The following is a 15,039-nucleotide window of genomic DNA, read 5'->3' as shown; positions in this document are numbered from 1 at the left end:
CTTTACTTACTCCAAATCTTTCTCCCAGTTTGGGCATCAATATAACGAATTTCCCGACTACAATCAAAAGGTTCTTTATGTTTTTCATCTGTCGTTTGTTTGTACAGTAGTTTGTATTTCGTTTCCTCTGCATCATGATCTACAAACCATTCTAATTTAACTCGGATAGCCTCTCTGTATATTTCTAACGCTTTTTCTTTTGTTACTTTTGGTGTTGTTTCATATGCAAGTAATTCTTTTATAAAGTTGCCAGACTCTCCAGAGTAGTGCATCACAGCACCATTTTCTGCATTGATGTTGATCATAATATATTTCCGCTCTACATGAATGTCATTTACATAGATTGAAAAGGAAAACCTCTCTATCCCCTCTTCCTCCTCATAATTATCCCAAAGTTGAACATACTTTGTCGCATCTGGGATAATATGCTCTAAAAATTGAAGTGCCTTGCTTAAACATTGCTCTCTCGATAAGATTGTTTTCCTTTTTTTCTCATCCTTCCACATAAAAAAAGAAAGCAATTGATTTGTTTCTTTATCTAGAGTAATTACAACGAATTCATCATGTTTCAACATTGGAAAATGTTTTTTATAAAACTCATCCATTGAATATGAATCCTTCTCTTCTATTTCTTTTTGTAATTCTTCTTTTAATACAAATTTTATCCGGACTTCATCCTCATCTACTTTTTCATCTATTTTGACAAACTTCTCCTTGTCCCAATCAAATAAATCAAACACATCTTTTTTTTGACTACTCTTTAGCGGTTTATCAACAAGTACTGTAGAAGGTAATTTATAGTGTTCTGGCCCATATAAATCTTTACCTGTACTTGCATCAATAAACGCATGACTAGGCTCTGGTTCATATACAAGATGGTACCCTTTTACTTCTTCCCCGTTTTCATACTCACATGAAGAGTATGTTAAATCTACAAATACAAGTCTCATATCTTGTCTAGCTTTCAAATTTTCTAAAACGATATTCTCCCCAACAATTTCACTTGGCCATAACGGTTTTTTCTCTATGGCTTTTTGTCCATTATAATGAAAATGCACAACATTATCTGAAGGGTGCACTCGCACAACACACCCAGTATTCGGCAATGGATAGCTATTCACTTCTTGCATATAATTTACTTCTTTCCAACCGCGCCTGTCGTCCTTAACCGTTACATATGTATAGAATTCATATCCTTCTTTTGTATATTTTTTTAAGAATGTATTTGCAACCTCTCTTGCTTTATTCTCCTCTATCGCTCCCTTATCACTCGAAAAAGAATTTCCATCATCTATCCTAAATTCAATTAAATTACCAGTATGTCTATTTAATGTAATTTGTATCTGTTTCTCCTCATCATCTTTATGTCCCCACCATAATAGATGATACGGGTCATCAACCCCTTCTTGATCATCTACAACAAGCCTATATTCATCTGGAATTTCAATAATATGAGCTACGTGCTCTTTTCTTTCTTTATCTTTTTGATTCACCATGCCCTCTCCTTTGTTACAATTTAAGGTAATTATAACAAAGAAAACCAAAACTTATTAACAAAAAAAAGACTAGAGATATCTCTAGTCTTCTACTTCGTCTCACGGTGTAACGTTACTCGCTTTAATCGTGGACAATATTTTTTTAGTTCGATACGTTCTGGATTGTTTCGTTTATTTTTTTTAGAAATATAATTACGATCACCGCACTCCGTACAAGCTAATGTAATATTTACACGCATAGGTAATTCTCCTTTCTTTCAAAGATCGCAAACTAAAACGTAATGATTACGATTTATATATTATAAAACTTCATTCTATTTGTCAATTGCAAAAACAAGAAGATTCCATTTAGAATCCCCTTGTTTTTATAGTTAAATAAATTTTATTAAAACGATTCGTATGTAACAAACTCACTAATTGGCTTTCGATATCCTCTTGGACGAACTTTAGTCGTATCACTTTTCCCTATCGTAATCATTAAAACAGGTATTACATGCTCTGGCATATTTAATTCACTTTGTACTGCTTTTTCATCGAAACCAATCATTGGACATGTATCATAGCCATAATATTTAGCTGCGTACATAAAAGTCATCGCGCTTAACGAAGCATTTCTAATCGCTTCATCCTCCATGAAACGCTCTCCTTTTCCTTCATATAAACCTTTCGTTTGCCTAATTGTATCTTCATATTCGCATTCATCAATCATTTTTAAAACTTTCATACCGAAGTAAATATTTTCAACATTTTGGTATGCTCTTTTATCACCACAAACGAGCACTACCGCTGATGCACTCGATACTTTATATTGACCGAACGCTAATTCTTTTAATCTTTCTTTTCGCTCTTGATCACGAATTACAACATAATGTGTGTGCTGCAAATTATAGCAAGATGGAGAAAGCTTAGTTAACTCAAATATTTTTTTAAAATCCTCATCAGGGATTTCTATACCTTGTATAAATTTCATTGCAGAACGTCTAGCAATTGCTAATTCTTCAAAGTTCACCGTATATCCTCCTTAATAACTATAAATTTAAATATACATTAATTTATACAAATGGATAAATCAAATAAAAACACTTTAAATCCGAATAATAATTATGATTAACAGCAAAAAAGACAAAAAGCTGAAACAATTAGTTCATACGAAATTCACACGAATCTATTACTATAGAAATTGTACATAGTGAACTTATTAACAATCACGTTTATTTATATAGAATCTTACTCGAAAGGAGTTGAAAGTATGAAAACTAAATATCGCTTTATGATCTCATCATTTGCTGCTTGTGCTTATATGATTTGGTATTTAGTATAATAACAACCTCACTTGTAAATAGGAAAAGGTGTGTATATAAATGGAATATAATCAATCAACAGTTAACTACTGGAAAGCTTTTGTATTACCATATACATTTGCTTTAGAAGAGTTAAAAACTAAATTTGAAATTATGAACCGGGAAGCTCAATTTTTAGAGGATTACAACCCGTTTGAACATATAAAAACAAGACTAAAACAACCTGAAAGTATTATTAAAAAGCTTGAACGTAAAAATTTATTACCGACAGTTGAAAATGCCCAAACGCATTTACAAGATATTATTGGTATTCGTATTACATGTTGCTTCGTAGAAGATATTTATCATTTAAAAGAAGTCATTCAAAAGCGTGAAGATATGGAAATCATAGAGGTAAAAGATTATATCGCTAACCCAAAACGAAACGGTTATAAAAGTTTACACATGATTATTAAATATCCTTTATCACTGAATTCTGGTACAAAAGATGTATTTGCAGAAATTCAGTTACGTACACTGGCAATGGACTTTTGGGCAAGTTTAGAACACAAACTTTATTATAAATATGAAGGGAAAATACCGGAGTATTTAAAAGATGAACTACATGATGCAGCAATGAAAGCTGAAGATCTTGATAATAAAATGGCCACAATTCGTCAAGATATTGATGATATTGAGGCATGCTCAAATCAAATTATGCTACCACTATAAAAAAAGGTTCTCGCCAATGAGAACCTTTTTTATACCATTTTTTTGGAGGTGTGACTCCCACGCTTATTAAAGTTTCACGTTATTTTTTCTCTATCGTGCGAACCTCTTCAATCTTCCATTTCTCATCTTCTTTTCCAAGAGCGTACTGTACTTTCTTTTGAAGAGTGACACTATCGTCTACTTCCTTTTCTTTCGTTTCAACAATAACATACCCTACTTTACTAGCTTTCATATCTATATGTTCCAATTCAATCTTCTTATTTCCCTTTTGAAATGCGGCTTCTTTTTGTGTTTTTAAGTCTTCAGCACTAGGCATCTTCTTTGAAAATAACTCCATATGTTCTGCAAGATTTTTTTCATTCGTCGTTCGCACAAATGTAGTAATAACATCTTGAATAGATCTCTCTTCTTCTTTTGTTATTTGTACCTTTTCCTCAGATTTTTTAGTAGTAGATTTTTGTTCTACGTTATTCTCTTCTTGTTGACATCCAACTAGTAATACTACAAACACTAGAAGGAATCTTAATTTCCTAAATATTTTTTCCATATTCCCAACTCCTAAAAAGAAAAGTGAGGCATTTCGCCTCACTTTCGCTCTTAATTAACGTCTTCCTTTATTCGGATCGCCACCGCCAACAATATCAAAGACACGTTTCGCTATATTTGTATTCTCTTGAACGCCTGAGAATAAGTATTTACCTGGACCAAATGCATACACGTTCACATCTTCCCCTGTATGTCCACCAGTTGTCCAGCCTGTAACCGAGCGCTTATTGAAAATATCTTCAATTGCATTATCAATCTTTGTTACATCTTTTGACGGAGCTATATCATTTACAGCTTGAATTTCTTCTGGAGTTAATTGTAAATCAATATACTTTTTCAATGTTTCTTCTACATTTGCACCTTTTGCAATCTCATTTGCCATAAAGTCTGGTGTGCGTTTTGCAGCTTTAATTGGATCTACTTTAAAGTTATACTCGCCATTGGCCCCTAAAGATAATCCACCTGTAGCGTGGTCTGCCGTTGCAACAACTAACGTATTTTTATCTTTTTTCGCAAACTCAATCGCTGCTTTGAAAGCTTTTTCGAAGTCTTCCATTTCACTCATTGCACCAACGATATCATTATCATGTCCAGCCCAGTCGATTTGACTTCCTTCCACCATTAAGAAGAAACCATTTTTATTTTTGTTCAAACGCTCAATTGCTGCATTAGTCATTTCTTCTAATGAAGGTGTTTTATCATTACGGTCAATCATTTTATCTAATCCACCTGGTGCAAATAAACCAAGAATTTGATCATTTTTATCATTTAACAATTGATCTCGATCCGTTACATAGCTATAACCAGATTTCTTAAACTCTTCTGTAAGATTACGATCTTTTCTAACAAAGTTCTTTACGCCGCCGCCAAGCATAACATCTACTTTATGCTTCCCTTTAATTTTCTCATCAAAATAATCATTTGCAATTGCGTCCATATTTTTACGGCTAATGTCATGCGCACCGAAAGCAGCTGGTGTTGCATGTGTAATTTCAGAAGTTGCAACAAGTCCCGTTGATTTCCCTTTTTCTTTCGCTTGCTCAAGAACCGTTTTCACTTCCGCTTTATCATTATCAACTGCAATTGCAGCATTATATGTTTTAATCCCTGCTGACATAGCTGTTGCTGCTGATGCAGAGTCTGTAATATTTTCATGCTCATCTTCTGGGTATGTTTTTTGTGTTCCTACAAGATGCTTATCAAATTCTGTAGATTCCATTTCAAAGGTTTTTGGATTATCTTTCATATAACGGTGAGCCGTCATATATGAAGGGCCCATACCATCCCCAATTAATACGATAACATTTTTAATCTTTGCATTGCTTCCGTTCTCATCTGCATTAACCTCACTAGAACGAGTAAAATTCCATGTTGCTACCGAAGTAACTGCTAATGATGCCACAACTGCAAATGGCCATGCTTTTTTCACAAACTTTTTCACTGTCTTGTCCCCCTAATTAGGTTATTCATTTCCCACTATCAAATTTAATGGAAGACTATTAAGAGAAAATTAGCTGTATGTAAATTTTTTGTTAACTTATGTAAATATCAGTTATAATTTGTATAACTTTGTCTCTTCGTATCAGCCATCCTGCCCTTTACAATTTAAATATAAACAGGTTGGATTTCATTTAACGTAAATCTCTTTTTTTTACATTTTGACTCTATTTTTATGAAATTAAATAGAAATGCGGTGAGCCTTTATGAAAATAGTAAAGCTAAATGAGTCTTTTATTTTTGAATTACTTAATCTTTGCAAATCTGTTGGATGGTTACACGATGAAATTTTTATGAAAAAGCAATTCGAAATGTATCTTTCTATCGGCACACTTGTAGGTTATATTCATGAAAACAAACTCATTGCGACTGGAGGAGTATTTCCTTTTACAAGTAACTTCACTTCCATTGGTATGTTAATCGTTCACCCTAATTTTCAAGGACGAGGAATAGGGCGCATGTTGCTAAATCATTGCTTGGAACAAATTCATCCAAAACAACCAATTGCACTTATTGCGACAAAAGCTGGCGAACCTCTATACACATCATGTGGATTTCAAACAGCAACAACAATTCATCGTTTTGAAAAGCAAACTACTAAGACGTATCCTTCTCACTTACAACAAGTACGAGAAGAAGACCTTATATCTCTTACTTCTCTTGATCAAATTGCAACTGGTGTGAATCGTTCTCTACTTTACTCTTTGCTATTACCAAGGGCCATACACGCTTTTAAAATTGAAAGAAATAACCGTATAGAAGCTTTTTCATTATGCATACAAAAGGGCAATATATTATGTATCCATCCACTTATCGCCAAGCAAGAAGAAGATGCTATTCAATTATTAAAAAAGATATGTGAATGTTGGAATGGTATAGTACGAATTGATGTCCCACATTCACAATTTATATTTCGTAAATTTCTTCAAACAGAAAATTTCCAAGAAACGCTCCTTTCACCTCTTATGATAAAAAATGGTAGCCAACTTCCTGGAAATCGTAATATGCTATTTGCTATGATAGATACAGCGTTATGTTAGAAAGGAGACACCTAATTGAAGCGATTTAGCTATTTCATGGTAGGTTGTCTTACTCTTACACTATTAGTAGGATGTAGTGCAGCAGAAAAGCCAGTAGAACAAGTAAAGCAAGTGAAAAATACAATTACAGCTAAACTAGCTACCGAGGAAAAAATGGTAGAAATAGATGGTCAAACCATTTACTTTAAAAAGATTGGTAATGAAAAACCACCTTTACTTATGATTCATGGCTTTGGAGGGTCATCAGATGGTTTTCAAAAGATTTACTCCGATTTAGCAAAAGATCATACAATTATTTCTGTAGATGCTTTAGGATTCGGGCGCTCATCTAAGCCAATGGATTTTTATTATTCTTTTCCAACTCATGCAAATTTGTATTATAAATTAATGAAAAAACTAGGGTATGATTCATTCGCAATACTGGGGCATTCCATGGGGGGAGAAATTTCTCTAAATTTAACATATTTATATCCTGAAGCAGTTACTCACCTTATTTTAACTGATGCTACAGGTGGTCCTCATACATTCGTTACTAAACAAGGCTCACCAAAACCACAATTGCCGACTAATTTAAATGCCGTTTCTTCTATTACTGATTATGATGAGAGCAAAGTGAAATTCAAACGTAACGATGAAGAGCATTATAACAAAATGAAACTATGGCCTAGACGTCTTAAAATTAATGCGAATGAAATGAAACAGCCGACTTTAATTATATGGGGCAGAAATGATAGTAGCGTTTCTTGGAAAGAAGGAGAAACGTATCATCAATTCTTAAAAAATAGCACTTTACATATTATTGAAAAAGGTTATCATGCACCATTTCGCCAAGAACCACAAGAATTTGTCGGGTATGTACAAGACTTCTTTAAGAACAATCCGATCAAAGTTGAAAAATAACATAAACGGGTATCTCATTTTGAGATACCCGTTTTCATATATTAAGCAGCTTGCTTTTGGCGTTTTTGAGTTTTTGATCCTAATACTTTCGGGATAACAAAGCCATCCATTCCAAATTTCCCAGCGTTCATACCGGCAACAAGAACAAACATAGATAAGATAACCATCTCAGGGTTCACACCAATTGACCCACTAAACATATAGGAAAAGTTCATTACAAGACCAAAAAAGACCGCTGTTTTTGTTAAACAGCCTACAATTAAACCAATTCCTACTAAAATTTCTCCCCATGTTACAAGTGTATTAAACAAATCTACATTTGGAATTGCAAATTCTTGTAAGAATGATGCCCACCAAGATTGAACAGCCGGTTGTGCACCTTTAGATTTTTCAATTGCGCCTTGCAAATAACCTGTTGCATCGAATCCTTTTCCTTGTAGTTTACCGATTCCAGCCATTAACCATGTGTAACCAAGATATACTCGAATTACTGCTAATACAAAAGAAACTGCTTTGTTTTCTCTTAAAAATTGAATAACCATATCTTCCTCCTAAAGTTGTAATTAAGTTAGTTACAGATAATATAATAACATTAGTTACTTATTTTTCAAACGTTAATTATGAATAATCTGTGACATGCGTATGAAACATTAAAAACTAACGTTTATATAGTAACTTTTATTACCTGTAAAAACTTGAACATATCATACCACAAGTGATAACCATTTTCATTGAAAAAAACGTAAAAAAAATGTGAGTTAAATGTGAAACACGTTTATTCGAATATAGAATAAACGTGTTTCACACTAATTATAGAATCGAAATGTATGTGTCTCCTCATCAATTAAACTCGCTTCTTGAAACGCTTCTTCTAACGTTTTCCCATGGTTAATAACCCCATAAAATAAGCGTATAGTAAACATAAGTGCTGCATTTCCATCTACATAATCAATCGATCCAATATATGATTTCGCACCACTATGTAAAAAAGATTTTGCAAGTTTTTGCTCCCCTAATGTGCACCCGCTATTTACAATATGTGTATTATGCAATTTTGCATATTTATAAATTTCTGCTTTACCAAAATACCCTCTCGGTTCATCTTGTTCATATACTTCTTCGCCTAACTCTTCCATGACAAACTTCCCTTCTTCACCATGAAAGCAAAAAATAATATAATTAATATCGTTAAATAAGTTCTTTCCAGAAAGAACTTCCACAAAATCTTTCGGTCTACCAATCCAATATGTCACAACTCTTGCACCAAAATACTCAAGAGATGCTCGTATTGATTGCGCCTCTAAATCCGAATTAAAACCAACTACTAATGCAATATTCAACAAACAACCTCCATCCTATAATCAGCCCTTATCAATCAGACTTTTATGGGATAAATCCATTTCATATATACCTGTTTCTTTCAAAAAATCTGATCTAGTTAAAACGACTTTCTGTAAATATTGCCTATATGCTGTAATTGTTCCATCGTGAGATACAATGCAAATTCTTTCCGCACCCAGTTCATAACACCAAAGAAGAAATTCATCTACTATTTGCTGAAAACTATTCTCTGAAATAGTGTTTATACCTTCCTTCCATAACTGATTATTTGAGCTTTTCTCTATCGAAAAATGCGGAAATAACTTTGTTATCATTTCCTGATCTACTATATAATCGCACGGTAATGTTTTCGCTCCTTCTCGATAAGGAAAAATACGCGGAGATACATATGGATGGACTATTTTTTGACAAGCTACTTTCGCACTCCATATTGTCGCCGTTTGTAAAGTTCTAAGTGTAGGACTAACAATTAATATATCCGTTTCTTGTAATGATACATCACGTTGAAGTAATTTAGCTTGAGCCTTTCCTACTCTCGTCAATGGTGGGTCAAACACTTGTAAACTTTCTGTTAAATCCGTTGTATGTTCACCTTCACCATGCCGAACAAAAACGATTTTCATATTCAGTCTCCTCTTACTATAAAATCCTCACACATATTTCTTCCCTATTGCATTCTTTATTCCTGCTGTATAAAAACCGATATGTAAAAAACGTTTGACACGAAGGTTTGTAAAATATTACAATATTACATGTAAAATACTTTTTACACCGAAAGGAGAATTACATATATGAAATGGATAATTGTCTTTATTGGAATGATTATATGGGGATATATAAACGGCTTCTTTAGTAGTGATAAAACTGCTAATCCTTGGATTACAGATGATGAACGTGAAACAAAAAGCAATTACGGCAAGCTGGTCCGGTGTTTTTATGTTTTGTACCATTAGCCTCTTAAATAAATGGTTAGGTTTAAGCACAAATGATAAATCACCGTACTTACCAGACCCTATCGCAGCTATTTTAAAGGCAAATGTAGAGTTACAAGTTTTACTCATGCTATTTGTTATGTATGGAATATTTTACTTACATTATCGAAGAAAATTAAGTGCCTAACTTCTAACTCATGATTATCCTCCTAAATGGTTATAGTAATCATGACAAAATGAAAGGAGAGATATAAACATGAGTAACTCGAATGAATTTTTAGATACACTACATGAAAAACAAGCAAAAGATGAACAAAATAGAAAGCGCCAAGGGAACGGAAACCCAGCGAAAAAAAAGCCAAATAAAACACATAAATAACAGTAAAAGACTGCCTAAAACAATCTTTTAGGCAGTTTTTTATTCTTCTTTCACCGAGATAACATTTTCCCAATTCCATTTCTCATAATACCACTCTGGTACATCTACATTTTCAATCCACTTCTTTTCATGTTTTCCATCACTATGAGCTATCCATATATCAGCTTTCTTACGATCTGAACGTATCCATATTAATTGATTGCTCTTCTTCATGAAAATTGGATGATAATCGCCTTGCTTATTAGATGACTTTGTAATTTGATATTGTTTATCGCTTGTGCTATTTATCTCATATAAAGATGGGAATGGCCTTTTTTCTGGCAGAGTTTCAAACCCTCCCTCTTTTGCTCGTGAAACGATAATTACATTATCGTTCTTCCATGTAAAATCCCAATCCACATATCCTTTCGGCGTAAATGTTTGCTGCTGGAGTACTGGCAGTTCTTTTATTTTTAAATGTTTATTCTCTAATGCAACTCTCCCGCTTCCTTCAATATAAGCCAATATGTTTTTTGATGGCGCCCATTTGAACCATTCTGTATTTAATAGCATTTGATCTACTATTTCAAACCGACTACCATCTGCTCGAACTAAGCAAAGCGTATTACTATCAGCTGACCATGAAGCTGTCGGTACCGCTAAAAATGAAATCCACTTTTGATCTGGTGACCACTTAAAGCCACTTGCTACTAGCGCTAGAAAATCATCATGTTCATTTGGCAATGCATACAAATGCTTCATTTTGTGAGGATTCATATGTGCATCTTTTTGCACTTCATATAGCTGAGCCCCTGTCCATCCTGTTGGAAGTAAGTGCGCTTCAGAGGATACAAGAAAGTTCTTTCCATCAGGATACCATGCATAATCACCCACACCAGCCGATACATTTTCAAAATCTGCATTCTTTTTTTCTACATCAAATGTATTCAATGTACCTGTAAATATAAATGCAATTATATTTTCTGTTGGTGACCATTGATAATTCGATGCTTCTGAGTGAAACGGCGTAACTTTCTTTCCATCTTTCAGCCGATATAACTCAAGAATATTTTGTTTCTCCCCTTTTACATATGCCAGCCATTCTCCATCATGTGACCACTTTGGCCCTGTTATGTTCTCTCCTTTTGTAAGTTGTTTTTCTTTCCCATCAACTTTAATCCAAAGGTTATGATGACGAATAAAAGCAACTTTCACACTATTATTTTCTGCGCTAGTAATAGCGATAGAACATAAAAACATAAACAACACTACACTACCACTTACTATTAGCCTTTTCATACCATCACTCCATTTCCCTCATAGCATTCCTCACTTTCTTCCTACAATATGTGAAAAATATCGATTCGACATAATCAGAAAAAATTTCCCAAGAAACTTTCAATTCATAGAGGATTGGTATGAATTATGTCGAAAGTATAGTTTAGCCAACATTTATATTTATAAGTTCTAACTAAAATGTAAGATTTTATTTCTGAATATTAGCACTTTTTATTAGGGGGAGTATCAATGAAAAAAACTACATCTACACTATTAAGCATGGCGCTTGTCTTTTCTAGTTTTGGAGCTTTAAGCACTCATGCTGAATCACTACAAAAGGAGAAGCAATTTAGTCCACAATTAAAAACAACGATTGAACAGTGGGGAGAACATAAAATTGCTCAAAATGTTGAAACGAAAACAACAAAAGAAATATCAGTAATTGTAGAATTGCAACATGCACCTCTCGCTGCTCAAAGTAATATTCAGCATGCTCCAGATTTACAAAATAGTAATGCGCAGTCTTATCATGCTGAGCTAAAAAAAGCACAAGAAGATACGACTAAGAAAATAAAAGAAAAAGCACCTGGTGCAAAAATTAAAGAAGTGTATAATACGTTATTTTCCGGATTCTCTATTTCAGTTCCTGGAGATCAAATTACCTCTCTTGCCTCTTTACCTGAAGTAAAAGCAGTCTATCCGAACTTAACATATAAATTGCATGAAACATCAAAAAGTACTATTAACGAAGAAGCACCAAATATCGGTGGACCGACAATTGGTGCACCTGAAGCGTGGAATTTAAAAGATCCATCTGGCAAACCGCTTGATGGAAAAGGCATGAAAGTAGCCATTATCGACTCTGGCGTAGACTATACACACCCTGACTTAAAGGCAAATTATATCGGTGGATATGACACGGTTGATGAAGATAGCGATCCAATGGATGGTAACGTACATGGTACTCATGTAGCTGGAATTATTGCGGGTAATGGAAAAATTAAAGGCGTTGCTCCAAACGCTTCTATTCTAGCCTATCGTGTAATGAATGACGGTGGAACTGGTACAACAGATGATATTATCCAAGGGATTGAACGAGCGATTCAAGATGGTGCGGATGTGTTAAACCTCTCCCTTGGGCAGGATTTAAATGTACCTGATCAGCCTGTAACATTAACGTTAGAACGAGCAGCGAAACTTGGTGTTACTACTGTCGTTTCAAATGGAAATGACGGACCAAAACCTTGGTCTGTTGATGCTCCCGGTAACGCAAGTAGTGTCATTTCTGTTGGAGCATCTACGGTTTCTATCCCGTTTCCAACATTCCAAGTAGCTGGTTCCAGCAAAACATATCAAGGGTTACCGTTATCAAAATCCGATTTTCCAATAGGAAATGATTCCCCTCTTGTATACGTTGGTTATGGCAATCCAAGTGATTATGCAAAACAAGATGTGAAAGGGAAATTCGCACTTATTTTACAAGGTACTTCTAGTACATTAGTAAAAGCAGAACAAGCGAAGCAAGCTGGGGCACTTGGTGTGTTATTAATCTCTAGCGAAAAAGAAATTAATATGATGCCGGAATATTTTTCACGTGAACATCTAGCTGTCCCAGTAATGCAATTATCAAATACAAATGGGGAAGAATTAAAAACTTTAATTACAAAACGAAAGAAAAATATAAAAATTGGACAACCAAAGCAAACAGAACTTATCGGTAACTTTAGTTCAAGAGGACCATCACAAGGAAGTTGGCTAATAAAGCCTGATGTTGTTGCACCTGGAGTACAAATTACTAGTACAGTACCGCGAGGCGGCTATGAATCGCATAACGGAACAAGTATGGCTGCTCCGCAAGTAGCTGGAGCGGTTGCCCTCTTGCGTCAAATGCATCCTGATTGGACGACAGAGCAATTGAAAGCGGCTCTTGCTAACAATGCAAAAACATTACATGATGTCAATGAAAATACATACCCTGTTATGGCACAAGGATCAGGTTTAATTAACATTCCGAAAGCAGCTCAAACAAATGTATTAGTAAAACCTAACAATGTCAGCTTTGGTCTTATTAAGCCAAATAGCGGAAAAGTAAAACTGACGCAAAATGTTACATTACAAAACCTTTCTAGTAAAAAGAAAAGTTTTTCAACTCGTGTGGAGTTACTAGATGCAAACACAAACACAAAAGTAAAAGCTTCTGTCCCTTCATCGATTAGCATTCAACCGAATAGTAGTACCGAAAAACCATTTACTATCACTGTAGATAGCTCACTACCACAAGGTGTGTATACTGGAAATGTATATGTAAAAGAACAAGGGGCAAAAGAAGAAATTCGAATTCCATTCACATTTAGTATCGATCCTAAAGATTATAAACGTATCGATGGACTTGAAATTATTAATTCTACTTTTAGCCCAAATGGCGACCACGTACTAGATGATAATCTCATCAACTACTATTTAGTTGCGCCTGTGGATGATGTAACATTGCATGCAAATTTAGTTACGAAAGAACGTGTAACGTATCAAGGGATTATCCATCAAGCTAAAAATGCAACTCCTGGATACAAACCTTTCAAATGGAATGGTACAAAAACCGATGGAACTCCTTTAGCTGACGGGCTATATCAAATCGAAGCAGTTGCTTCTAATTCTGGCGGAGAAACAAAACAAACAGCTGCTGTATTTCTTGATCGAACTGCACCTAAGTTAACATACGAAGTTGACCAAGAAAATCTCGTAATTAGAGGAAAAGTTGATGATATTCTACTAGATTGGATGTCAGAATCTGGTTGGATAGCACCTGGTATTCCAGTGAGAATGCAATATGAAATTAACGGAAATGGTGTATGGGACCAGGCATTCCTGAACCCTTGGGAGAAAAGCTATGGCATTTATTTCGATCGCACTCAATTACAAGAAGGGAAAAATACTATTCACATTGTAGCAACTGATGCAGCTGGCAATACCTCTAATTTAACTGTTAATTTAGAAGTGAAATAAAGTGAAACTTTAATCAGTAGAGATTTCGTTCATCCCCACTGATTATTACCCTTCACCAATCGGGAGTTACGGGCAGTTAATCTCCCATCTCACTTCTTTGCTCCAACCGAATTTTGAGGTAGGAATTTTACTGCTCATTAACACGGGATAAAAAATTTTTGTTGACAATTTTTTTAATATAGTTTTATAATACAAAACATAGTTTAGTTGAACGAATTATATATCGGCTTTGAAGGAATACTAGTAGCGACTTATATCACTGTCTCAGAGAACTGATGGTTGGTGCGAATCAGTACATATACAAGCGTGAATTACAATTCTGGAGCTTCTTTCCCGTAATGCTTTTTATGCATGAAGAGAAAGACGGATCTTTCCGTTATCGTAAAGTGAGTGGTAAACAATTAGTTGTTTACAAATAGGGTGGTACCGCGATTTTTATCGTCCCTATCGGATTTTCCGATAGGGACTTTTTTGCGTCCATCCTCTTACACAATTTCATATATACGCGTTGAAAGAATCGCAGTAGTATCTTATATCCCTGTTACAGAGAGCTAATGGTCGGTGGAAATTAGCACATATATAAGTATGAATTACAATTCTGGAGCTTCTTTTTCGTAGTGCTTTTATGCATGAAGG

The 15,039-nt window shown here is 34.5% G+C and carries 14 protein-coding genes, 1 pseudogene and 2 other annotated features (1 of these 17 running past the window's edge); of the genes and pseudogenes, 6 read left to right on the top strand and 9 right to left on the bottom strand.

Annotation, left to right across the window (positions count from 1 at the left end):
- Positions 1-2: 2 nt before the first annotated feature.
- From BM089_RS11910 to BM089_RS11900, 3 genes are all read right to left on the bottom strand, one after another.
- Complete coding sequence (locus BM089_RS11910; protein WP_090977042.1) at positions 3-1,496, bottom strand: YcdB/YcdC domain-containing protein; 1,494 nt, start codon at positions 1,494-1,496, stop codon at positions 3-5.
- 89 nt (positions 1,497-1,585) lie between these two features.
- The gene (gene rpmG, locus BM089_RS11905) at positions 1,586-1,735 is read right to left on the bottom strand and encodes a 50S ribosomal protein L33 (RefSeq protein ID WP_001265617.1); all 150 of its coding nucleotides are present in this window, start codon (positions 1,733-1,735) and stop codon (positions 1,586-1,588) included.
- 146 nt (positions 1,736-1,881) lie between these two features.
- On the bottom strand, positions 1,882-2,505 hold the full coding sequence (locus BM089_RS11900; protein WP_001008498.1) for a nitroreductase family protein: 624 nt from the start codon (positions 2,503-2,505) through the stop codon (positions 1,882-1,884).
- A 352-nt stretch (positions 2,506-2,857) separates the two neighbouring features.
- Here BM089_RS11900 and BM089_RS11895 point away from each other — a divergent pair, with 352 nt between their 5' ends.
- The gene (locus BM089_RS11895; RefSeq protein WP_000456218.1) at positions 2,858-3,508 is read left to right on the top strand and encodes a GTP pyrophosphokinase; all 651 of its coding nucleotides are present in this window, start codon (positions 2,858-2,860) and stop codon (positions 3,506-3,508) included.
- 79 nt (positions 3,509-3,587) lie between these two features.
- On the opposite strand, the gene BM089_RS11890 is transcribed toward BM089_RS11895, so the two are convergent.
- Together BM089_RS11890 and BM089_RS11885 are read right to left on the bottom strand one after the other, a co-directional pair.
- Entirely contained in the window at positions 3,588-4,055 is a 468-nt protein-coding gene (locus BM089_RS11890) for a hypothetical protein (RefSeq protein WP_090977040.1), read from the bottom strand.
- A gap of 54 nt (positions 4,056-4,109) precedes the next feature.
- Positions 4,110-5,495 (bottom strand): alkaline phosphatase, encoded by a 1,386-nt coding sequence (locus BM089_RS11885; protein WP_000714908.1) that lies wholly within the window; start codon positions 5,493-5,495, stop codon positions 4,110-4,112.
- A gap of 262 nt (positions 5,496-5,757) precedes the next feature.
- On the opposite strand from BM089_RS11885, the gene BM089_RS11880 reads away from it, so the two are divergent.
- Positions 5,758-6,591, top strand: a complete 834-nt coding sequence (locus BM089_RS11880) for a GNAT family N-acetyltransferase (RefSeq protein ID WP_000706702.1) — start codon at positions 5,758-5,760, stop codon at positions 6,589-6,591.
- A gap of 15 nt (positions 6,592-6,606) precedes the next feature.
- Entirely contained in the window at positions 6,607-7,491 is an 885-nt protein-coding gene (locus tag BM089_RS11875; RefSeq protein WP_090977039.1) for an alpha/beta fold hydrolase, read from the top strand.
- 41 nt (positions 7,492-7,532) lie between these two features.
- On the opposite strand, the gene BM089_RS11870 is transcribed toward BM089_RS11875, so the two are convergent.
- The 3 genes from BM089_RS11870 to BM089_RS11860 form a co-directional block, all read right to left on the bottom strand.
- A complete protein-coding gene (locus tag BM089_RS11870; protein WP_000236608.1) occupies positions 7,533-8,033 on the bottom strand; it encodes a DoxX family protein in 501 nt (166 codons plus the stop codon).
- Between the two features lie 264 nt (positions 8,034-8,297).
- Positions 8,298-8,834, bottom strand: a complete 537-nt coding sequence (locus BM089_RS11865; protein WP_025118463.1) for a hypothetical protein — start codon at positions 8,832-8,834, stop codon at positions 8,298-8,300.
- 18 nt (positions 8,835-8,852) lie between these two features.
- Entirely contained in the window at positions 8,853-9,455 is a 603-nt protein-coding gene (locus BM089_RS11860) for a phosphoglycerate mutase family protein (RefSeq protein ID WP_053563628.1), read from the bottom strand.
- 168 nt (positions 9,456-9,623) lie between these two features.
- Between BM089_RS11860 and BM089_RS11855 the strand changes: the two are divergent.
- Positions 9,624-9,951: pseudogene (locus BM089_RS11855) on the top strand (phosphoglycerate mutase).
- A 69-nt stretch (positions 9,952-10,020) separates the two neighbouring features.
- Positions 10,021-10,143, top strand: a complete 123-nt coding sequence (locus tag BM089_RS11850) for a DUF4023 domain-containing protein (RefSeq protein ID WP_000071866.1) — start codon at positions 10,021-10,023, stop codon at positions 10,141-10,143.
- 39 nt (positions 10,144-10,182) lie between these two features.
- Here the strand turns inward: BM089_RS11850 and BM089_RS11845 are convergent, their stop codons facing one another.
- Positions 10,183-11,421: a TolB family protein gene (locus tag BM089_RS11845; protein WP_090977037.1), complete on the bottom strand. Its 1,239-nt coding sequence runs from the start codon at positions 11,419-11,421 to the stop codon at positions 10,183-10,185.
- A gap of 228 nt (positions 11,422-11,649) precedes the next feature.
- On the opposite strand from BM089_RS11845, the gene BM089_RS11840 reads away from it, so the two are divergent.
- A complete protein-coding gene (locus BM089_RS11840; protein ID WP_090977035.1) occupies positions 11,650-14,403 on the top strand; it encodes a S8 family peptidase in 2,754 nt (917 codons plus the stop codon).
- 220 nt (positions 14,404-14,623) lie between these two features.
- Positions 14,624-14,852, top strand: a binding site (T-box leader).
- Positions 14,853-14,902: 50 nt separating this feature from the next.
- Positions 14,903-15,039 (top strand) — a binding site (T-box leader); it runs 91 nt beyond the window's last position.

Source organism: Bacillus sp. 5mfcol3.1, from assembly GCF_900114335.1.
Lineage (GTDB): Bacteria > Bacillota > Bacilli > Bacillales > Bacillaceae_G > Bacillus_A > Bacillus_A thuringiensis_S.
This window is presented reverse-complemented; position numbering and strand designations above follow the sequence as displayed.

What these genes read in the sequence shown, in the direction of transcription:
- BM089_RS11910 (WP_090977042.1), bottom strand. Translation starts at nt 1,496, where the DNA reads ATGGTGAATCAAAAAGATAAAGAAAGAAAAGAGCACGTAGCTCATATT.
- rpmG (WP_001265617.1), bottom strand. Translation starts at nt 1,735, where the DNA reads ATGCGTGTAAATATTACATTAGCTTGTACGGAGTGCGGTGATCGTAAT.
- BM089_RS11895 (WP_000456218.1), top strand. Translation starts at nt 2,858, where the DNA reads ATGGAATATAATCAATCAACAGTTAACTACTGGAAAGCTTTTGTATTA.
- BM089_RS11890 (WP_090977040.1), bottom strand. Translation starts at nt 4,055, where the DNA reads ATGGAAAAAATATTTAGGAAATTAAGATTCCTTCTAGTGTTTGTAGTA.
- BM089_RS11880 (WP_000706702.1), top strand. Translation starts at nt 5,758, where the DNA reads ATGAAAATAGTAAAGCTAAATGAGTCTTTTATTTTTGAATTACTTAAT.
- BM089_RS11870 (WP_000236608.1), bottom strand. Translation starts at nt 8,033, where the DNA reads ATGGTTATTCAATTTTTAAGAGAAAACAAAGCAGTTTCTTTTGTATTA.
- BM089_RS11860 (WP_053563628.1), bottom strand. Translation starts at nt 9,455, where the DNA reads ATGAAAATCGTTTTTGTTCGGCATGGTGAAGGTGAACATACAACGGAT.
- BM089_RS11850 (WP_000071866.1), top strand. Translation starts at nt 10,021, where the DNA reads ATGAGTAACTCGAATGAATTTTTAGATACACTACATGAAAAACAAGCA.
- BM089_RS11845 (WP_090977037.1), bottom strand. Translation starts at nt 11,421, where the DNA reads ATGAAAAGGCTAATAGTAAGTGGTAGTGTAGTGTTGTTTATGTTTTTA.
- BM089_RS11840 (WP_090977035.1), top strand. Translation starts at nt 11,650, where the DNA reads ATGAAAAAAACTACATCTACACTATTAAGCATGGCGCTTGTCTTTTCT.